This is a genomic window from Novosphingobium sp. (assembly GCF_041905565.1).
GTDB lineage: Bacteria > Pseudomonadota > Alphaproteobacteria > Sphingomonadales > Sphingomonadaceae > Novosphingobium.
Map to the genome: position 1 here is coordinate 24,531 of NZ_JAYRKX010000003.1, position 19,687 is coordinate 44,217.

21 protein-coding genes and 1 other RNA gene are annotated in these 19,687 nt (G+C 66.2%); 8 read left to right on the forward strand and 14 right to left on the reverse strand.

The features are described 5' to 3' along the window. The first annotated feature begins 154 nt into the window (after positions 1 to 154). The 4 genes from ACE3N9_RS03540 to ACE3N9_RS03555 all read left to right on the forward strand — a co-directional run bounded on the left by ACE3N9_RS03540 (position 155) and on the right by ACE3N9_RS03555 (position 4,146). Positions 155 to 1,354 (forward strand): hydrolase, encoded by a 1,200-nt coding sequence (locus ACE3N9_RS03540; protein WP_374280910.1) that lies wholly within the window; start codon positions 155 to 157, stop codon positions 1,352 to 1,354. Positions 1,355 to 1,507: 153 nt separating this feature from the next. After that, a complete protein-coding gene (locus ACE3N9_RS03545; protein ID WP_374280912.1) occupies positions 1,508 to 2,539 on the forward strand; it encodes an arginine N-succinyltransferase in 1,032 nt (343 codons plus the stop codon). Positions 2,540 to 2,541: 2 nt separating this feature from the next. Further along, the gene (locus ACE3N9_RS03550; protein ID WP_374281248.1) at positions 2,542 to 3,792 is read left to right on the forward strand and encodes an N-succinylarginine dihydrolase; all 1,251 of its coding nucleotides are present in this window, start codon (positions 2,542 to 2,544) and stop codon (positions 3,790 to 3,792) included. A 111-nt stretch (positions 3,793 to 3,903) separates the two neighbouring features. Continuing rightward, positions 3,904 to 4,146 (forward strand): hypothetical protein, encoded by a 243-nt coding sequence (locus tag ACE3N9_RS03555; protein ID WP_374280914.1) that lies wholly within the window; start codon positions 3,904 to 3,906, stop codon positions 4,144 to 4,146. Between the two features lie 201 nt (positions 4,147 to 4,347). On the opposite strand, the gene ssrA is transcribed toward ACE3N9_RS03555, so the two are convergent. Together ssrA and mscL are read right to left on the reverse strand one after the other, a co-directional pair. Next, positions 4,348 to 4,697: a transfer-messenger RNA gene (gene ssrA / locus ACE3N9_RS03560) on the reverse strand. A 44-nt stretch (positions 4,698 to 4,741) separates the two neighbouring features. After that, positions 4,742 to 5,149, reverse strand: coding sequence for a large conductance mechanosensitive channel protein MscL (mscL, locus tag ACE3N9_RS03565; protein WP_374281250.1), 408 nt, complete (start codon positions 5,147 to 5,149; stop codon positions 4,742 to 4,744). A gap of 187 nt (positions 5,150 to 5,336) precedes the next feature. On the opposite strand from mscL, the gene ACE3N9_RS03570 reads away from it, so the two are divergent. The 3 genes from ACE3N9_RS03570 to ACE3N9_RS03580 are packed head-to-tail and all read left to right on the forward strand — an operon-like array spanning position 5,337 to position 7,537. Beyond that, the gene (locus ACE3N9_RS03570) at positions 5,337 to 6,023 is read left to right on the forward strand and encodes a LemA family protein (RefSeq protein ID WP_374280916.1); all 687 of its coding nucleotides are present in this window, start codon (positions 5,337 to 5,339) and stop codon (positions 6,021 to 6,023) included. 27 nt (positions 6,024 to 6,050) lie between these two features. Continuing rightward, positions 6,051 to 6,851: a YgcG family protein gene (locus ACE3N9_RS03575; protein WP_374280918.1), complete on the forward strand. Its 801-nt coding sequence runs from the start codon at positions 6,051 to 6,053 to the stop codon at positions 6,849 to 6,851. Beyond that, positions 6,851 to 7,537: a TPM domain-containing protein gene (locus tag ACE3N9_RS03580; protein WP_374280920.1), complete on the forward strand. Its 687-nt coding sequence runs from the start codon at positions 6,851 to 6,853 to the stop codon at positions 7,535 to 7,537. Before ACE3N9_RS03575 ends, ACE3N9_RS03580 begins: the two co-directional genes overlap by 1 nt. A gap of 12 nt (positions 7,538 to 7,549) precedes the next feature. Here the strand turns inward: ACE3N9_RS03580 and ACE3N9_RS03585 are convergent, their stop codons facing one another. Genes ACE3N9_RS03585 through ACE3N9_RS03595 form a run of 3 tightly spaced genes read right to left on the reverse strand, consistent with a single transcriptional unit; the run spans position 7,550 to position 8,896 of the window. Then, positions 7,550 to 7,954: a hypothetical protein gene (locus ACE3N9_RS03585; RefSeq protein ID WP_374280922.1), complete on the reverse strand. Its 405-nt coding sequence runs from the start codon at positions 7,952 to 7,954 to the stop codon at positions 7,550 to 7,552. After that, a complete protein-coding gene (locus ACE3N9_RS03590; RefSeq protein ID WP_374280924.1) occupies positions 7,944 to 8,144 on the reverse strand; it encodes a hypothetical protein in 201 nt (66 codons plus the stop codon). Before ACE3N9_RS03590 ends, ACE3N9_RS03585 begins: the two co-directional genes overlap by 11 nt. A gap of 2 nt (positions 8,145 to 8,146) precedes the next feature. Further along, complete coding sequence (locus tag ACE3N9_RS03595) at positions 8,147 to 8,896, reverse strand: helix-turn-helix domain-containing protein (protein WP_374280926.1); 750 nt, start codon at positions 8,894 to 8,896, stop codon at positions 8,147 to 8,149. A gap of 518 nt (positions 8,897 to 9,414) precedes the next feature. Between ACE3N9_RS03595 and ACE3N9_RS03600 the strand changes: the two genes are divergently transcribed. Next, the gene (locus ACE3N9_RS03600; protein WP_374280928.1) at positions 9,415 to 10,806 is read left to right on the forward strand and encodes an aminomethyl transferase family protein; all 1,392 of its coding nucleotides are present in this window, start codon (positions 9,415 to 9,417) and stop codon (positions 10,804 to 10,806) included. Here ACE3N9_RS03600 and ACE3N9_RS03605 read toward each other — a convergent pair whose 3' ends face one another. The 9 genes from ACE3N9_RS03605 to uvrA all read right to left on the reverse strand — a co-directional run bounded on the left by ACE3N9_RS03605 (position 10,807) and on the right by uvrA (position 19,489). Next, positions 10,807 to 11,565, reverse strand: a complete 759-nt coding sequence (locus tag ACE3N9_RS03605; RefSeq protein WP_374280930.1) for an IclR family transcriptional regulator — start codon at positions 11,563 to 11,565, stop codon at positions 10,807 to 10,809. It lies immediately after the preceding gene. Next, entirely contained in the window at positions 11,562 to 11,951 is a 390-nt protein-coding gene (locus tag ACE3N9_RS03610; RefSeq protein ID WP_374280932.1) for a nuclear transport factor 2 family protein, read from the reverse strand. The genes ACE3N9_RS03605 and ACE3N9_RS03610 overlap by 4 nt, the downstream gene beginning before the upstream one ends. Then, complete coding sequence (locus ACE3N9_RS03615; protein WP_374280933.1) at positions 11,948 to 13,081, reverse strand: cobalamin-independent methionine synthase II family protein; 1,134 nt, start codon at positions 13,079 to 13,081, stop codon at positions 11,948 to 11,950. Before ACE3N9_RS03615 ends, ACE3N9_RS03610 begins: the two co-directional genes overlap by 4 nt. Positions 13,082 to 13,220: 139 nt before the next feature. Further along, positions 13,221 to 14,270 carry a LacI family DNA-binding transcriptional regulator gene (locus ACE3N9_RS03620; RefSeq protein ID WP_374280935.1) on the reverse strand — a complete coding sequence of 350 codons (1,050 nt, stop codon included), beginning with the start codon at positions 14,268 to 14,270 and terminating at the stop codon, positions 13,221 to 13,223. Between the two features lie 9 nt (positions 14,271 to 14,279). Then, positions 14,280 to 15,062: an SDR family oxidoreductase gene (locus ACE3N9_RS03625; protein WP_374280937.1), complete on the reverse strand. Its 783-nt coding sequence runs from the start codon at positions 15,060 to 15,062 to the stop codon at positions 14,280 to 14,282. Positions 15,063 to 15,067: 5 nt separating this feature from the next. Beyond that, a complete protein-coding gene (locus ACE3N9_RS03630) occupies positions 15,068 to 15,598 on the reverse strand; it encodes an NUDIX hydrolase (RefSeq protein ID WP_374280939.1) in 531 nt (176 codons plus the stop codon). Positions 15,599 to 15,657: 59 nt separating this feature from the next. Then, positions 15,658 to 16,077, reverse strand: coding sequence for a CHRD domain-containing protein (locus ACE3N9_RS03635; RefSeq protein WP_374280941.1), 420 nt, complete (start codon positions 16,075 to 16,077; stop codon positions 15,658 to 15,660). 124 nt (positions 16,078 to 16,201) lie between these two features. Next, on the reverse strand, positions 16,202 to 16,495 hold the full coding sequence (locus tag ACE3N9_RS03640) for a hypothetical protein (protein ID WP_374280943.1): 294 nt from the start codon (positions 16,493 to 16,495) through the stop codon (positions 16,202 to 16,204). Between the two features lie 99 nt (positions 16,496 to 16,594). Next, positions 16,595 to 19,489 (reverse strand): excinuclease ABC subunit UvrA, encoded by a 2,895-nt coding sequence (gene uvrA / locus ACE3N9_RS03645; protein ID WP_374280945.1) that lies wholly within the window; start codon positions 19,487 to 19,489, stop codon positions 16,595 to 16,597. Positions 19,490 to 19,687 lie beyond the last annotated feature (198 nt).

Genomic DNA, 19,687 nt, shown 5'->3' on the forward strand with positions numbered 1-19,687 from the left:
CATTGCACCACGCCGCACTTTGCGCCGTGGCTGGGAACATCATCGATTCCGGGGAGGAACGCCATCGTTATGCCGCAGTTGCGAAGAGAAGGCAATGGGATTGCCCGGCGCGGGGGTTGGACAGGGCCGCCCGCTCGGCTAGAGAAGGTTTCAGATGCAACAGCTTTCCCCAATCGAGCGCGCGCTGATTGACGCGGTGGATGCGGCCCCGATGCTGGGCCAGGTCCAGGCGTGGAGCGCGATCAACACCGGCACCGGCAACCTGCCGGGCCTCGCCGCACAAGCCGCCGCGCTGGCCGATGCCTTTGCCGCGCTGCCGGGGGACATCGCGCTAGAGCGCCCTGCCCCGGTCAGCGCCGTTGCCGCTGATGGCCGCGAAGTCGCGGTCGAGCATGGCGACCACCTGGTGCTGCGCGTGCGGCCCGGGGCGCAGCGGCGCTTTCTGCTGACCGGGCACATGGACACGGTATTTCCCGCCAGCCACCCGTTCCAGCAGCAGCAATGGCTCGACGCGGATACGCTGAACGGCCCGGGCGTGGCCGACATGAAGGGCGGGATCGCCGTGATCCTGGCCGCGCTGACCGCGTTCGAGCGTAGCCCGGCGGCGGCCAGCGTCGGCTATGACGTACTGATCAATGCGGACGAGGAAACCGGCAGCCTGTCCTCCGCCCCGCTGATCCGAGCGCTCGCGGCGGGTAAAGCGGCGGCGCTGACCTATGAACCGAGCGCGCTGCCCGATGGCACCCTGGCGGGGGCGCGGGCGGGCAGCGGCAATTACAGTCTGATCGTCACCGGTCGTTCCGCCCATGCCGGGCGCAACCCGCAGGACGGGCGCAACGCGGTGGTTGCTGCCGCCGCCCTCGCGCTCGGCCTCAAGTCGCTGGAGCGTGACGGGCTGAGCGTGAACCCCGCCCGGATCGACGGCGGCAGCGCCAACAACGTCGTGCCCGACATGGCGGTGCTGCGCTTCAACATCCGCCCGCGCGAGCTGGCACTGGCCGAACTGTTTTCACACGAACTCAAAGTATTGATTGCGCAGGTTGAGCAGGAACACGAAGTGTCGATCCACCTGCACGGCGGGATCAGCCGCCCGCCCAAGCCGCTCGACGCGCGGGCTGAAAAGCTGTTCGGGATCGTCGAGGAATGCTCTGCCCTGCTCGGCGCGCCGATCACGCGGCTGGCATCGGGCGGAGTCTGCGATGGCAACAACATCGCCGCCTGCGGCGTCCCCGTGGTCGATACCATGGGGGTACGCGGCGGGGCGATCCATTCGCCGGACGAATTCCTGATCGTGCCCAGCCTCGCCGAACGCGCCCGCCTGTCGGCGCTGGTGCTGCACCGGTTGGCCACATGAGGCTGATCCGGACCACCCAACCCCGTCATCCCGGGCTTGACCCGGGATCCAGCTGTTCTTTTTCCACCTTGCGCCCAAGGCAGCTGGCCCCCGGATCAAGTCCGGGGTGACGATAGAGATGAAACCCACCACTCTGACCACCGGAGCCCCGCTTTGACCTTCGTGATCCGCGCCGCGCGCGAAACCGACCTGCAGCATATCTACGAGATGGCCAAGCGCACCGGCGGGGGCTTCACCAACCTGCCGCCCGATCGCAAGGCACTGATGGCCAAGCTGGAACGCAGCGCGGCCGGCTTTGCCCGCACGGGCGAGGATGTGGGCGACGACCTGTTCGTGTTCGTGCTGGAAAACACCGCCACTCACGAAGTGCGCGGGACCTGCCAGGTGTTTTCCGCCGTGGGGCAGAAGTGGCCGTTCTATTCCTACCGGATCGGCGCACTGACCCAGCACAGCGTGGAACTGGGCCGCACTTTTCGGGCCGATATCCTTAACTTGTCGACCGATCTTGAAGGATCGTCGGAAGTGGGCGGGCTGTTCCTGCACCCGGGCGAACGCGCCGGGGGGCTGGGCATGCTGATCGCGCGCAGCCGCTACCTGTTCATCCGCGCCCACCGCGCCCGCTTTGCCGACCGGTGCCTGGCCGAACTGCGCGGGGTGATCGACGAGGCGGGCGGATCGCCGTTCTGGGACGGGGTCGCGGGCCGCTTCTTCGGGATGAATTTCCAGGACGCCGACGAGTTCAACGCGAAATTCGGCAACCAGTTCATCGCCGACCTGATGCCCAAGCACCCGGTCTATATCGCCATGCTGGGCGAACATGCCCGCTCGGTGATCGGAGTGCCCCACCCCACCGGTCGCGCCGCGATGCGCATGCTGGAGGAGGAAGGCTTTGCCTGGGAAAACTACATCGACATCTTCGATGGCGGCCCGACCATGACCGCGCGGACCGACCAGATCCGCTCGATCCGCGAGGCAGCGGATGACGCGATCGTCGCGCTTGACGCGGGGCTGGGCGAACACATGGCCGGGGAAAAGCGGCTGGTCGCCTGCGGCAAGCTGGCCGATTTCCGCTGCGCCTATGGCTGGATCGCCCCCAGCGGCGATGGCATCGCGCTCGATCCCCAATGCGCCGAGGTGCTGGGCGTCGCCCCGGGCGACACGGTCACCCACGTGGCGCGGTGGTGAGCATGGCCTGCCGCGAAATCAACTTCGACGGGATCATCGGCCCCAGCCACAACTACGCGGGCCTCAGCCTCGGCAACCTCGCCTCGGCCAGTCACGCCGGCGATGCCTCGTTCCCGCGCGCGGCGGCGCTGCAGGGGCTGGCGAAGATGCGCCACAACCTGGCGCTGGGCTTGGCGCAGGGCTTCCTGTTGCCCCTGCCCCGCCCGAACGCGCGCTTCCTGGCCGCAATCGGCGCCGATGCCAGCGAGGACCGGCGCCTGCGGGCGGCGGCCTGGTCGGCCAGTTCGATGTGGACCGCCAATGCCGCCACGGTCAGCCCGGCGGCCGATTGCGCGGACGGGCGCTGCCACCTGACCGCCGCGAACCTCGTGACCATGCCGCACCGTTCGCAGGAATGGCCCGACACGGTTCGTCAGCTGCGACTGGCCTTTGCCGACGCCGCGCACTTTGCCGTGCACGATGCGGTGCCGCCCTGCTTTGGCGATGAAGGCGCGGCCAATCACATGCGGATGGCGCGGGCGCACGGCGAACCGGGGCTGGAAATCTTCGTCTATGGCACCAGCGGCGGCGCCTTTCCGGCGCGCCAGCACGAACAGGCCAGCCGGGCGGTGGCGCGGCTGCACGGGCTGGACCCGGCGCGCACGCTGTTCGTCGAGCAGAACCCCGAAGCGATCGCCGCCGGGGCGTTCCACAACGACGTGGTCGCCGTGGCGAACGAGCGGGTGCTGTTCACCCACGAACAGGCCTTTGCCGATCCTGAAGGCACCTATGCCGCGATCCGCCAGCGCCTGCCCGAAGCGGAGATCGTGGTGGTTCCGGCCAGCGCGGTCAGCCTGGCCGACGCGATCAGGAGCTATCTGTTCAACGCCCAGCTGCTGACCCTGCCCGGCGGCGAAATGGCGCTGGTGATCCCGCTCGAAGCCTGGGATCACCCGCGCGTGCGTGCCTGGCTGGACGGGATGCTGGCCGGCAACGGTCCGATCCGGCAAGTCCTGCCGGTCGATGTGCGCCAGTCGATGGCCAATGGCGGCGGCCCGGCCTGCCTGCGCCTGCGCGTGGTGGCCGATCCGGCGCACGTCGATCCGCGCTTCCTGCTGGACGAGGCGAAGGCCGAGCGGATCGGCGCGGTGATCGCCGCGCGCTGGCCCGAACAGATCGATCCCGCCGACCTGGGGCGCGAGAGCCTGGCAGCGACGGTCATCGCCGCGCGCGCCGCGCTGCTCGAGGAGCTGGACCTGGCCCAGCTGGCCTGACCCCTGTCGGCAGGCTTTACAATCGCCACCTGCGTTAACCAGCCACTTGCGCACAAATCCAGGGCTGGCATGATCATTGCTCATTCCCGTGTTAGGAATTTGCGAGGGACCATGCTGCAAGTGATCGGGCGCCTGTTCATGATCAAGACCCCGGTCGAGGCGTACCTGATCATCTATGCCCTGGCGCTGGGCGCGGTTGAGCGCGGCAGCGTCTACCTGCAGCGCTTTCCGGGCTTTGGCGGCAAGCTGCTGTTCCTCGCCTGCACCGGCGCGGTGTTCATGGCGGGCGGCAAGGTGCTGGACTGCCTGAAGCACGAAAAGCGCCTGGCCGAGAATCCCGAAACCGTGTTCTAGGGGATTGCGCCCGCGCGGCCGATTGCCGTCAGATTTGTTTCAGACCGAGGCGAGAATGGTGGGCTGCGAGAACCGGCGCGCAGCGACCATCAGGGTCGTGAGCACCGGAAGCGCAGCAGACTGCCGTTCGCAGCCCGGTATGAAGCAAATCTGACGGCAATCGGTGGGGGGATTCTGTTGCTAGGCTCCCCCCGGGCCCCCGGTTTCCGATTCTGTTACCCGGTTCGGTCCGAACCGTGCTTTCGCTTTGTAAATTCAGGCCGTGAGGCCAGTCACATTACGCGGCGAGAGCAAGTGCTTCGTTGTCGTTGGCACTTATGAGTTTTGAGCCTTATACGGGTTACTCAGCCCGGGCGAAAACAACGCTTTTCAACACACGTCGATCCTAGTTCGGCCCCGTCATCTGCCTGCCCGTTTCGGGGCAGGAGGTGGTGGAGCCGCCGGGTACCGCCCCCGGGTCCGCTGTGCCTATTGCACGCCGCAGTTTATCGCCATAGCCGGGCGAACCCGGCAGAACCCTATATAGGTGGCCTGCGCCAAATGAAAAGGGGCGGAGCCGCAGCCCCGCCCCTGATCTGGAATTGGCGCGCGCGGCCTACTTCTTCAGCGCGTCGCGGATCTCGGTCAGCAGGTCCACCTCGCTCGGCCCGGCGGGGGCGGCGGGGGCCGGCGGCATGGCCTTGTTCGCGGCCTTGACGATCAGGAAGATCACCCAGGCCATGATCAGGAAGTTGATCACCGCGGTCACGAAGCTGCCATAGGCCAGCACGTTGGCCCCGGCCTTGCGCGCGGCATCGAGCGGCGTGCCGGGCGCGACATCGCCCGACAGCACGAAATACTTGGCCGAAAAGTCCAGCCCGCCGAACACCCGGCCGATCACCGGCATGATGATGTCTTCGGTAAGCGAGGTCACGATCTTGCCGAAGGCGGCGCCGATGATCACACCGACCGCCAGGTCCAGCACGTTGCCCTTGGCGATGAACGCCTTGAATTCAGTAACCATCGACATTTTCGTAAACTCCCCATCTGCGATCTGGTTCGCCCCGACTGCTGCCACAAATGCCACGGGCCGACAACAATCCATTGAATCGACGGAATTTGTGATCCCCCGTCTTGAAGGCGCGGCCAGGCGTGCCATATCAATGCGCAGTCGCGGCTCCGCGCCGCCTGATGAGAGGAACGCAAAGGCCATGTCTGCCACTACCCCCGCATCGCTTGTCCGCCGTATCGCCACCGCCGCGCTTGCCCTGGGCGCCTCGCTGAGCCTGGCCGGCTGCGGGATCAACAGCGTGCCGACCGCCGAGGAAAACGCCAAGGCCAAGTGGGGCGACGTCGAAAGCGCCTACCAGCGCCGCGCGGACCTGGTGCCCAACCTGGTCGAAACCGCCAAGGCCGCCGCCGCTTCGGAAACCCAGATCCTGACCAACGTCACCCAGGCCCGCGCCGCGGCGACGTCGATCAACGTCACCACCGAAGACCTGTCGAACCCGGAAGCCTTCGAAAAGTTCCAGGGCGCACAGAACCAGCTGACCCAGGCGCTGGGCCAGCTGCGCACCGTGGTCGAAAACTATCCCCAGCTGCAAAGCCAGGCTCGCTTCGCCGACCTGATGACCCAGCTGGAAGGCACCGAAAACCGGATCAACGTGGCCCGCACCCGCTATAACGAGGCGGTCCAGGCCTATAACACCACGATCCGCACCTTCCCCGACGCGATTGGCGCCAAAGTGATCTACGGCGCCAAGCCGATGGTGCCGTTCAAGGCCGACCCGTCGGCCGCGACCGCGCCCAAGGTCAACTTCGGCGGCGCTCCGGCGGCTCCGGCCAATGACAATGCCGCCGATGCCCCCGCGGCCAAGCCCGCCGCGGCGGCGCAGTAAGCCCGGGAGCGACGAAAGGGCACGCCCATGCGGCTGCTGATGCTCTGCTGGCTGGCGCTCCTGGCATTTGCCGGGGCGCCGGCCCATGCCGCCCTGCCCGCCCGCCCCGACGGGCCGGTGCTGGACGCGGCCGCGATCATCCCCGACGACCGCCAGGCCGCGCTCGAACAGAAGCTGGCTGCTTATAACAAGGCGACCGGCCGGGCGCTGATGGTGGTCACCGTCTCCAGCCTGGATGGCGAGGACGTGCGCAGCTATGGCGTCAACCTCGGCCATGCCTGGGGCGTGGGCGGCAAGGACACCGACCAGGGCCTGATCCTGCTGGTCGCGCCCAGCGAGCGCAAGCTGTCGATCGAGACCGGCTATGGGCTGGAGGAATTCCTGCCCGACGTGCTGGCCGGGCGGATCATCCGCGAAAGCATCACCCCCCGATTCAAGGCCAATGACTATCCCGGCGGGATCGAGGCCGGGATCGACGCGATCATCACCCAGCTCAATCGCGATCCGGCCGATGCCAAGGCCGTGGCCGAAGCCGCCAAGGCGGCCGAGGCGCAACGCGGCGCCAGCAATGGCGATGCCGGCGCGGGCAGCGTGGTGTTCTGGATCGTGCTGATCCTGTTCTTCATGTTCGCCTTTGGCCGGCGCGGCCGCCGTTATGGCCGGCGCAGCGGGATCGATCCCGGCATCGTGCTGTGGGGGATCAGCGAGGCGCTGCACCACTCGGGCCGGTCTGGCGGCTGGGGTGGCGGCGATAGTGGCGGCGGCTCTGACTGGGGTGGATTTGGCGGCGGCGACTTCGGTGGCGGCGGCGCTTCGGGAGACTGGTAATGGGCAACCCACCGATCCTGCTGACCGAAGCCGACCATGACCGCATTTCAAAGGCGGTCCACGCCGCCGAACTGCGCAGCGCGGGCGAAATCGTGACGATCGTCACCCGCCGGTCCGATGGCTATAGCGATGTCGCGCTGGCCTGGGCCGCGCTGGCGGCGTTCACCGCGCTGACCGTGCTGTCACTGCTGCCCCACGTCTACCTGCCGCTGGTTGATCAGCTGCTGGGCCGCTGGGGCCACGAATGGACCGCGCGCGAAGTGCTGGTGCTGGCGGCGATGGTCGCCATGGCCAAGTTCCTGGCCATGCTGGCGCTGCAACTGTGGCAGCCGCTGAAGTGGCTGCTGGTGCCGCGCCACATCAAGGCGGCGCGGGTCCGCGCGCGGGCGATCACCTGTTTCAAGGTCGGCGCGGAACGCCGCACCAGCGGGCGAACGGGCGTGCTGATCTATGTCAGCCTGGCCGAACACCGCGCCGAAATCGTCGCCGATGCGGCGATTGCGGCGCAGGTCAGCGGCGAGGTGTGGGGCGAAGCCATGGCCGCGCTGCTGGCCGGCCTGCGCAGCGGCCGGGCCGCAGGCGGGCTAGTCGGCGCGGTGGACAAGGTCGGCGCCGTGTTGGCGCAGCACTTCCCCCGCGCGGACGATGACGTCAACGAGCTGCCCGACCGCCTGATCGAGGTGTGATGGCGCACCGCTTCACAGCTTGAGCGGATTGTAACCCAGTTTCGTTGCCACGGCCCGCAGGTAGGCCGCCATCCAGCCAGCCGCGAGCGACCGCGCTTTCAGGCTGTGGGCGCCCCACCCGCCATCGATTATGGCCTGGGCAACGAATTTCCCGCGACCCGAAAACAGCCCCCCCGTCAACATGACGCTCTCGGGAATCAGCTTGAGCAAGGCGCTTTCATCGGCCCCGGCGGCGATCAACTGCTTTACCCGGTCATGGGCCGACAGGTCGAAGATCGGAGGGCGGTCGGCGGCAATGCAGATGTCGAGGACATGGTTCAGGATTGTATTCAGATCGAAATCAGACCGCTGTTCCACCGCTTCGGCAATGTCCCACAGTTGCTCGCCGATTGGCTGTACCTTGGTATCAGAGATCATGATTCTGTTCCTTCACGGCGCGGGATTGCCGACGCAATTTGTTTTCAAGATCCCCATACCGGGTGTCGGCATATTCGGTGACCCGTGGCACGCGGTGCACCCAGCTCAGCCAGATCCAGTGCCCCTCACGCAGTTTCACTGGCCGCCAGGCAAACCACTTGCCCTCTTTCCTATGCCAGTTACCGAACACGGTCAGATTCCTTCTTCAGCATGCAGGATGTACCCAAGGTTCTGGCGTGCAGTGATGCGATAGCCAGGGCGCAACAGCTTGCGCAGGTGACAGATGATCACCTTCAGGTTGGCATCCGAGATATAGGCTTCCCGGCCACCGATCGCCTGGCAAAGGGTCCGGTACTGCACCACCCGGTTCTTGTGTTCGGCGAGATATTCCAGCGCCCGCATCTGGCGGGGGGAGATATGGCGCAGGTCGCAAATCGCGCTGAGCGCCACGTTTTCCATGCGCTGCTTGTCCTGCACGGCCATGGTCATCCGGTAACGCCGCCAGATCGCAAAGGTCCTGGCTTGCGCTTCAAGCGGCTGCACCCTGGTGACATCGAAGACATCATCGAAACCGGCAGTGAGCGCCTTGCCCCGGCGCTGGACATTGCCGGAACTCAACAGGCACAGCTTGACCTTGTTTTCCAGCAAGGGGGCATTGACGCGCAGGAACGGCTTGAACCGGGACACGTCCTGGCAACCGATCAGCAGGACATCGAAGGGGCCATCCGCGTCAGTCAAGAAATGCGTCGCATTATCAGAAAATTCGTAAGATTTGACGTCGCCATAAGTCTCCGCGACCCACTCAGCCCGCCTGGCGGCTGAAGTATCTCTTACAAATATATATCGAACTTTTGCAATTTTACTTGCGAAAAACCTCAAATAATTTGTGAAATTAAATTCATCATCCTTCGAAATGTCGAATTTTTCGGCATCTTTCATCATGACAAAAGTCGATTTAGCACGCATTTTGTGCGCCCTCTTGTTCCGATTTGTCGCAAATTAGTCATTTTGATTAAACCAGAATTTCATTCCCCACCTGATCTGGATAGCTTTTATATTATTAAGATGCAAGGCGAGCGGAATAATTAACGCATTATTTCCCGTACAACCCCTTGTTTCCAAACTGGTCTCTTTTGCAACAAAGAATCCGACCTGAGCCGAACCGAGCCCCATGCGGGACAAAACGCAGGCAAATCCGCGCAGATGGTTAAGGCCGGGCGAAACCGCACCGGACCTTAACCGTCGGTGAAGGTCGCCGTCGCATGCGCCGCACCGCTCCGCGACGCGGTCAGAACGCAGCGCGCAGCGCCGCCGTGCCCCGACCCGCAAGGCTTCGTTTGGGCAGCACGCACCCGGCAAACAAATTCACATGCTCGAACTTTTCAAGCACGCGAAAATGTGGCAGAGCGAATCCAACGGCGCCGCAAGGTGTGCCGCGATGTTGTGTGAAAGGATCCCTGATGGGCGCTCAAAGCCTCGAATCCGTGCTCGCCGGTGCGGGCAACCTGGTCGAAATGGTCCGCAACCAGCAGGTTGGGCCGAACGTCTATCCGGGCGTTCCGGCGGAATATTCCAACTGGCGGCTGGAACAGTGGGCCTGGGCGCACACCGCGGTGCTCTATAACCAGAGCTACCACATGGTCGATCTGGCGGTGCGCGGGCCGGACGCGTTCAAGATGCTGGAATACCTGGGCGTCAACACCTTCAAGAACTTCCAGCCGGACCGCGCCAAGCAGTTCGTGCCGGTCACGCCCTATGGCCATGTCATCGGCGACGTGATCCTGTTCTATCTGGACGAGAACCACTTCAACCTGGTCGGCCGCGCGCCGACGATCGAATGGGTCGAATATCACGCCGCCAGCGGCAACTGGAACGTGACGGTTGAACGCGACGAACGCTGGGCGATGCGCAGCGACGGACGCCGCAACAACTATCGCTTCCAGATCCAGGGCCCCAAGGCCATGGCGATCATGGAAAAGGCGCTTGGCGCAACGCCGCCCGACCTCAAGTTCTTCCACATGTGCCGCATGACCATTGCCGGCAAGGAAGTGCGCGCGCTGCGCCACGGCATGGCCGGGCAGCCGGGATTCGAGCTGATGGGCCCCTGGGAAGATTACGGCGCGGTCCACGCCGCGCTGGTCGAAGCGGGTAAGGAATTCGGCATGGCGCTGGTCGGCGGCCGGGCCTATTCCTCGAACACGCTGGAATCCGGCTGGATCCCCTCGCCCTTCCCGGCGATCTACACCGGCGATGAACTGAAGCCCTACCGCGAATGGCTGAGCGCCAATTCCTATGAAGCCAAGTGCTCGGTCGGCGGCTCGTGGGTGCCGGACAGCATCGAAGGCTATTACACCACGCCTTGGGACCTGGGCTATGGCCCCTTCGTCAAGTTCGACCACGATTTCATTGGCCGCGCCGCGCTGGAAAAGATGGCGGCAGCGGGCAATCACCGCACCAAGGTGACCCTGGCGCTCGACAACGAGGACGTGATGCGGGTGCAAAGCTCGGCCCTGTCGAAGGGTGAGCGCGCCAAGTTCATGGAATATCCCAGCGCCGTCTATGCAATGCACCCGTTCGACATGGTGCTGCAGGATGGCAAGATGTGCGGCCTGTCGACCTGGATCGGCTATACCGCGAACGAGGGCAAGTTCCTGACCCTGGCGATGATGGATCCCGGTTTCGCCACCCCCGGCACCGAAGTTTCGCTGCTGTGGGGCGAACCGAACGGCGGCACCACCAAGCCGACGGTCGAACCGCACGTCCAGACCGAAATCAAGGCCGTGGTCGCAGCCGTGCCCTATTCGGAAGTGGCGCGCGACAGCTACGCCGAAGGCTGGCGCACCAAGAAGTGATCAGCCGGCCAGGGCCTGTGCCGCGCGGGTCAGCGCGGTGCGGGCCTTGGCCGCCAATTCCGGGGTGAAGCGCACTTCGGGCACGGCCACGGCAAAGGCGCCCACGGCCGCCCCGTTCAGCCAGGCCGGCGCGGCCAGGCCGCAGATCCCCAGCGTGTTTTCCTCGTGCGCCTCGGCCAGCCCGGTCCGCCGCACTTCGGCCAGCGCCTCGCGCAGGGCAGCTTCCTCGATCTGGGTGTGGCGGGTGTGGCGCTCGCGCGGGCACTCGGCAAAATAGCGCGCCAGCTCGTCTTCGGGCAACTGAGCCAGGATCGCCTTGCCCGCCGCCAGGCTGTGCAGCGGCTTGCGGTGGCCCGGCTCGATCGCATAGCGCAGCGCCTGACCGCTGGCTTCGGTAACCAGCGCCTCGATCTCCCAGCCACTGCGGACCATGAAGCTGGCCGTTTCGTCCAGCTCGCTGCGCAGCAGCTTGACCAGCGGTTCGACCCGGTCAGCCAGGGTCAGCGCCGCGGGGGGGACCACCAGCCGGGCCAGGCCCGGGCCGGGGCGATAGCGACGCCCGTCGCGCACCAGGTAACCGCGCTCGGCCAGGGTGCCGAGCAAGTAGGACGTGCTCGACACCGGAATGTCGAGCGCGGCGGCGATGTCCTGCGCGATCGGGCCTTGCGGGTGGGCCACCACGAATTCGATGATGTCGAGCGTGCGCATCGCCGACTTGACGCTGGTGCTGCTGGCGGGCTGGGGCATGGTCCGGCTCACCAGGCGAGGCTGCCGCGCCGCTCGGCAAAGCGCCAGCCATCAGCCGTCAGCACGAAGCGGTCGTGGAACGATCCGGCCAGCGGCGCGCCTTCGGGTTGGAACAGGACCATCGCGCTTTCGCCCCGGGCCTCGGTGGGGGACACCACGTCGATCACCACGTTCGAGCAGACATGCCGCGTCTTGCGCGGCGGGCGCGCCTGGAACGCGGCGAGGATCGCCGCTTGGCCGACCACCGGCGCATCGGGCGCGGTCGGGCGGGTCATCACCCCATCCGCGGCATAGAGCGCCGCCACGCCCGGCCAATCCGCCGCGTCGTTGCGGTTGGCATAAAGCGCGATCAGCCGGGCGCAGTCCGCCTCGATCGCGCGGCGCTCGTCAGGGCTCACAAGCGCGCTCCGGCAATGTCGGCCCCGGCCCGCAGGTTGGCGAGCTTGCGCCAGGTGACGATCGGATCGATCTTGCCATAGCCGGCAAAGGTGCCGAACCCGCAGTCGGTGCTGGCGACCACGCGGTCCGGCCCGACGATCCCGGCGAAACGTTCGATCCGCTGGGCGATCAGCTCGGGATGCTCGACATAGTTGGAACAGGTGTCGATCATGCCGGGGGCCAGCACCTTGTGCGACGGCAGCTTGGCATCGCGCCACACGGTCCATTCATGTTCGTGCCGGGGGTTGGCTGCCTCGAACAGCACGGTCGCGGGCCGCGCCTTGATCACGATGTCGACCACCTTTTCCAGCGGAATGTCGTGATCGTGCGGCCCTTCGTAGTTGCCCCAGCAGATGTGCATCCGCATCCGTTCGGGCGGGATGTTGGCCGTGGCGGCGTTGAGCGCCTCGACATTGGCCGCCGCGATCCGCAGGAACTCCTCCTCGCTCGCGTCCTGGTAGCCGGTGTGCCGGCTCATCGCGAGGTCCGGGCAATCGAGCTGGAGGTAGAAGCCCGCGTTGACGATCGTCTCGTACTCCTCGCGCATCGCATCGACCAGCGCGGCAAGGTAAGCTTCGTGGCTGGGATAGTGGCGGTTGACCTGGAACGCGGTGATCAGCCCCGGCGAGGCCGCGTTCATGAAGGCTTCGGTATCGGGCGCAGCATGCTTGTCCAGCGCGGCGCGGAAGCGGCGGATATCGTCGTGCAGCGGCTGGAGCGTGATCAGCTTTACGTCGCCGATGCAGCTGGCGCGGACGAATTCCTGGCTGCCCATGATCGCCGACAGCTTCTTGGCCAGCTGCGGCACTTCGGCCAGGTCCGCCGCGGGCTTGCGGTCGGTATGCCCGCCAAAGCCGGACAGCCGCTCGATCATGTAGGTCGAATAGCCGACCTTGCCGAGTTCGCCGTCCGACACGATCGACACCCCGGCGGCCACCTGCTGCCGGACCGCTTCATCCACCGCCGCGCCAACCACGCGGTCAAACTCCGCCGCGTCGTAAGGCTTGCCCGCATCGCGCGCGAGCAACAGCGGCGTCAGTTCCTCGCCGCGCGGCAGGCTGCCGACATGGGTGGTCTTGATATGGGGCATCGTCCGGGAATCCCTCTGCAAAGCTTCAAGGGACTTGTTCGCATATATGAATGTTTCAAGCAAACGAACTCAGCCACGCCGAGCGGAGATTTCAGCCTGCGCGTGGAATGGTGTCAGTGAAGGAACAGGCTAGAGCGCCCTAACCCCGGCGCGAGCTTTCGCGCACCACCAGTCGCACCGGCACGCGCCGTGCCTCGCGGGTTTCGCCGGCAATTTCGGCCAGCAACTTGTCGACCATCATGTCCCCGGCGGCGCGGAAATCCGGTTCGACCGAGGTCAACGGCGGCGCGGAATAGGCCCCGGCGCGGATCCCGTCGAAGCCGACCAGCCCGACCTGCCCCGGCACGGCCAGGCCGCGCGCGTGCAATTCATCGAGCGCGCCCAGCGCGATCGGATCGCACACCGCGAACAGCGCGTCGAACGATACGCCCTGTTCGATCAGCATGGCCACCGCCCGGCGGCCCTGATCTTCGCGGCTGAGGCCCTTTTCGATCGGCATCAGCACGGGTTCCAGCCCGGCTTCGCGCATCTGCTGGGCATAGCCTTCGTAGCGTTCAAGGAACTGGCGCTGCGGCGAGGTTTCCGACCCGATGCAGACGATCCGCTGATAACCCTGCTCGATCAGGTGGGCCGTGGCGAGGCGGCCGCCGCTGTAGTTGTCGGACCGGACCCATTCGACATCGTCGAACGGCGCGCCCCAGCACACCCAGTGCATCCCGCCCTGCCCCAGCTGGCGGAAATAGTCCCAGGCCGAATAGTTCTCGGTCGTGCCGATCACCGCCAGGCCATCGGCCTTGCGCTGTTCCTGGTAGCGGCCGTTGAAGTTTTCCGGCCCGTCCTGGAAACTGACCAGCGTTTCATACCCGCGCAGCGAAGCCGCGCCGCAGACCGAAGCGAGCAGTGCCGAATGGAACGGATTGAGGTCCTTGCGGTCCTCGCCCGGGCGGCAGACCACCACCACGGCCAGCGTCCCCGTCTTGCCGGTGCGCAGCCGCGCGGCGTTTTCATCGACGAAGTAGTTCAGCCGCCGCGCCGCTTCGGCCACGCGCAGCCGGGTCGCCTCGCTCACCACCGGGTCCCCGGCCAGCGCGCGCGACACCGTTGACTGGCTGACGCCCGCTTCGGCCGCCACGTCGAACGAGGTCACGCGGTAACTGCGTGCCTTTGACCGGGTTTCCTGATCGCCCATGCGCCCCGCTTACATTGCCGAAATGCCGCCGTCGAGTTTGAGCTCGGCGCCGGTCATGAAACGGCTTTCGTCGCTGGCGAGATAGAGCACCCCGGCGGCGATGTCATCGGGATGGCCCACGCGCTTCAGCGGAATCTGCCGCGCCAGCTTGCCCATCACCACCTCCTTGGGATGGCCCGAGGAATTGGCGATGCCATCGAGGATCGGAGTATCGACAAAGGTCGGGTGAACCGAATTGCAGCGGATGTCCCAGCCCATCTTGGCGCAGTACAGCGCAACCGATTTCGACAGCATCCACACCGCCGCCTTGCTGGCGTTGTAGCCGGGCATGGTATCGCTGGCGATCAGCCCGGCGATGGACGAGATGTTGACGATCGAGCCGGGCTGCGTGTCCTTCATCAGCGGCAGCGCCTTCTGGCAGCCGAGGAACACCGAATCGACGTTGATCGCAAAGCCGCGGTGCCATTCCTCCAGCGTGCAGGTCTCGATATTGCCGCGCACGCCGACCCCGGCATTGTTGACCAGCACCGACAATCCGCCCAGCGCATCGCGCACCGCGTCGATCGCGGCGATCCATTCGGCTTCCTGGGTCACGTCGAGCTTCACGGCATAGGCCGTGCCCGCGCCGCGCGCCTGGTTGATCGCCTGCGCCTGCGCCTCTGCCCCGGCAATGTTGATGTCGGCCAGCACCACCTGCGCGCCTTCGCGCGCCAGCATCGCCGCCTGCGCGGCGCCCAGCCCCTGCGCCGCGCCGGTAACCAGTGCCTTCTTGCCTTGAGCCCGTCCCGCCATTGTTCTTATCCTCCCAGAATTGTCGGCCCCATCAGCGTCAGCAGCCGCACGTCGATCCCCAGCCCGCGTTCGCGCGCCTGGGCGACGAAGCCCGCCAGGTCCGCAACCGGCACACGATGGACCGTGATATCCTCGCCGTCCACCCCTCCGCCCGGGCCGATCTGGCGCAGGCCATGCGCGCGCAGCAGGGTGAAGCTTTCGCTGACCATGCCGGGGCTGGAATAGAATTCGCCGACCACTTCCATCCGCGCGGCGGTATAGCCGGTTTCCTCCTCCAGTTCGCGCACGGCGGCGGCGGTGGGATCCTCACCCACGGTATCCTCGCCATCGCCGATCAGCCCGGCGGGCAGCTCGATCGTGCTGCGCCCCAAGGGCACGCGGTACTGCTCGACCAGCAGCACGTGGGCCGCATCGTCCACCGCCAGAATCACCGCGGCGCGGATGCCGCGCGCGCGGCTGACATATTCCCACTTGCCCCGCGTCTTGGCCACGATGAAGCGGCCCTGCCAGCGGATTTCTTCCGGTTCGTCGTTCATCCTGCCGGGACTACACGAAGCCGGGACACTGGCAAACCGCGCGGCGCGCGCTGTGCCCGCTATTTCCTGGCCAGCGCGCCCTGCACTGCGCCAGCCGGGAAATCGGAGGTCCGCACGGTCACTGCATAGTTGGCTGGGTTCTCGACGATCGGTTTCAGCACGCTGGGTTCGGCGGCGATGCATTCGTCCGCGCTGGTCCCGCTGATTTCCAGCTTGACCAGCGGATCGGGGCTACCCGCCGCATGGACCGCCGCGCCGGTCACCTTGCCCAGCTTGGCAAGGTTCAGCGTGTAGCAGAAATCGCCCAGATCCGCGTCGACTTCGGCAGTGAACGTGCCCGAGCCGTCGGGATCGGCGCTGCTCCCGCCGCTCAGCGTCGCGGCCAGCTTGACCGGTGCGGCCACGGCAGCACTCGGCACGGCGAGCAAGGCAGCGGCGGCCCCGGCCAGCAGCAGGCGCGGCTTGAGAAAGGTGTGCATGGCGTCCCTCCTGTTCCCGGCAGGCAGGGGGACTCGACCCCCAGGCCGGTGCACAGCAGGCTACGCCGATTGGCGCCAATGGCAATTGCGCCGCGTCAAATCGGCGCGCGGGGCCGGCGCCGGGTCAGCCCAGCGCCCAGCGCAGCAGATAGGGCACGCCCGCCAGCGACAGCAGGCCGGCCTTGCCCCAGCTCGCCAGCTTTGCGCTCTGGTGGTTCCACAGCCCCAGCGCCCCGGCCGCGCCCATCGCGCCCGCACCCGGAATCCATATCCCCGCGAGGCCCGCCAGCCCGAAGATGCCCAGCAGCCGCACCCCGGCCCCGGGCCGCGTCTTGTCCGCGGGATTCTTGATCCCGGCGAGGCCGGCAAAGCCGATGAGGCCGAACAGGCCGACAATCGGAGCAAGTGTATCGAGCATGGCATCCCTTCCGTTTGTATTTATGGCGCAATCATGCGCCAGCCGCACGGCAGGTCAATCCGCCATGGCGACTGCGTGGCGGGATCGGTTCCATTCCAGCTACCTGTTCAGCAGCGGTGCGAGGTACTTGCCGGTATAGCTGCGCGCCACCTTGACCACTTGTTCGGGGGTGCCTTCGGCGACGATCTCGCCGCCGCGAATGCCGCCTTCGGGGCCCAGGTCGATGACCCAGTCGGCGGTCTTGATGACGTCGAGGTTGTGTTCGATCACCACCACCGAATTGCCCTGGTCGACCAGCCGGTGCAGCACTTCCAGCAGCTTGCGCACGTCCTCGAAATGGAGGCCGGTGGTCGGCTCGTCGAGGATGTAGAGCGTCTGCCCGGTCGATCGGCGCGACAGTTCCTTGGCCAGTTTGACCCGCTGCGCCTCGCCCCCGGACAGGGTGGTCGCCTGCTGGCCGACCTTGACGTAGCCCAGGCCCACCTCGTTCAGCATGTGCATCTTGTCGCGGATCGGGGGGACGGCCTTGAAGAATTCCTCGGCGTCCTCGATCGTCATGTCGAGCACGTCGGCAATCGAGTGGCCCTTGAACTTCACTTCCAGCGTTTCGCGGTTGTAGCGCTTGCCCTGGCATTCCTCGCAGGTGACGTAGACGTCGGGCAGGAAGTGCATTTCGATCTTGATCAGCCCGTCGCCCTGGCATGCCTCGCAGCGCCCGCCCTTGACGTTGAAGCTGAACCGCCCGGCCTTGTAACCGCGCGCTTCCGATTCCGGCAGGCCGGCGAACCAGTCGCGGATCTGGGTGAAAGCGCCGGTATAGGTCGCCGGGTTGCTCCGCGGAGTGCGGCCGATCGGCGACTGGTCGATCTCGATCACCTTGTCGCACAGCTCAAGCCCCGTGATCTTGTCATGCGGCCCGGCGATCACCCGCGCGCCATTGAGCGCGCGCGCCGCCCCGGCGTGGAGCGTGTCGAGCGTAAGGCTGCTTTTGCCGCTGCCCGATACCCCGGTAACGCAGCAGAAGGTGCCGAGCGGGAAGCTGGCGGTGACCCCGGTCAGGTTGTTGGCCCGCGCGTTGTGCACGGTGATGTGGTGGCCGTTGCCCTTGCGGCGCACCTCCGGCACTTCGATCCGGCGCGCGCCCGACAGGTACTGCCCGGTCAGGCTGGTCTTGCTTTTCAGGATGTCCTTGAGGCTGCCCTGCGCAACGATCTCGCCGCCGTGGACGCCCGCGCCGGGGCCCAGATCGACGATATGATCGGCCGTGCGAATCGCGTCCTCGTCATGCTCGACCACGATCACCGTGTTACCCAGGTCGCGCAGCCGCCTGAGCGTGGCGAGCAGCATGTCGTTATCGCGCTGGTGCAGGCCGATGGAGGGCTCGTCGAGCACGTAGAGCACGCCCGACAGCCCGCTGCCGATCTGGCTGGCAAGGCGGATGCGCTGGCTTTCCCCGCCCGACAGGGTGCCGCTGGTCCGATCAAGGTTGAGGTAATCGAGCCCAACGTTGTTGAGGAAGCCCAGCCGCTCGTTGATTTCCTTCAGGATCGCGCGGGCGATCTGCTGCTGCTGGCTGGTCAGCTGGTCCGACAGCGCGCCGAACCATGCCACCGCCGCCGAGACCGACAGGCGGGTGACGCTGGAAATGTCGGTCCCGGCCACCTTGACCGCCAGCGCCTCGGGCTTGAGGCGCTTGCCATCGCACACCTCGCACGGCTGCGCGGTCTGGAACTTGCCCAGTTCCTCGCGCATCCAGGCGCTTTCGGTCTGCAACAGGCGGCGGTTGAGATTGCCGATCACGCCTTCGAAGGCCTTCTTGACCGTGTAGCTCTTTTTCCCGTCGATGAAGGTCAGGTTGACCGGACGGCCGGCAGTGCCGTGGAGGATCACCACTTTCACTTCGCCGGGCAGCTCGTCCCACGGGGTTTCCAGGCTGAACCCGAATTCCGCCGCCAGGCTGGCCAGCACCTGCATGTAATAGGGCGACGGCGGGTTGCTCTTGGCCCAGGGGACGATTGCCCCCTGCTTGAGGCTGAGATGCTCGTTCGGCACCACCAGCTGGGGATCGAACAGCAGCTTTTCGCCCAGACCGTCGCAGGCCGGGCAGGCCCCCATCGGCGCGTTGAACGAGAACAGGCGGGGTTCGAGGCTTTCGATAGTGAAGCCCGAAACCGGGCAGGCGAATTTTTCGGAAAAGACGATCCGGTTGGCGGGCAGGCCCGCGCCCTTCATCGCCCCGCCCGTTTCCTCGCCCTCGCGCCCCGGGACCACGCCGTCGGCCAGGTCGACATAGGCCAGCCCCTCGGCCAGTTTCAGCGCCTGTTCGAAGCTGTCGGCCAGCCGCGTCTCGATCCCTTCGCGCACGGCGATGCGGTCAACCACCACTTCGATGTCGTGCTTGTACTTCTTGTCGAGCGCGGGGGCGTCCTCGATCGCGTAGAGCTCGCCGTCGATCCGCACGCGGGTGTAGCCGGCCTTCTGCCACTCAGCCAGTTCCTTGCGGTATTCGCCCTTGCGGCCGCGCACCACCGGGGCAAGCAGGTAGGCGCGGGTCCCTTCGGGCAGGGCCATGACCCGGTCGACCATCTGGCTGACGGTCTGCGCACTGATCGGCTCACCCGTGGCCGGGCTGTAGGGCACCCCGACCCGCGCCCAGAGCAGGCGCATGTAGTCGTAGATCTCGGTCACCGTAGCAACGGTGGAACGCGGGTTGCGACTGGTGGTCTTCTGCTCGATGCTGATCGCGGGGGACAGGCCGTCGATATGTTCGACGTCCGGCTTTTGCATCATTTCCAGGAACTGGCGGGCATAGGCCGACAGGCTCTCGACATAGCGGCGCTGCCCTTCGGCATAGATCGTGTCGAAGGCCAGGCTGCTCTTGCCAGAGCCCGACAGGCCGGTGATCACGATCAGGCTGTCGCGCGGCAGCTCGACGTCGAAACCCTTGAGATTATGCTCGCGCGCCCCGCGCACGACGATCTTGCTTAGCGACATGGCGCGGGTGTGTTCCACATCTGTTCGATTCAGGCAAGGGACCGCCCCCTGCCCAATGGGGAATGTCGCGCAAAACCCCGGAAAACCGCACCTTGTCGGCGGGTCGCGCCGCATCTGCGACGGACCGCGCCCGGCTCGTCGCAAAGCGATTGCCCGCACCGACCGGGCGCAGGCATGGCAGACCCCATCATGAGAAGA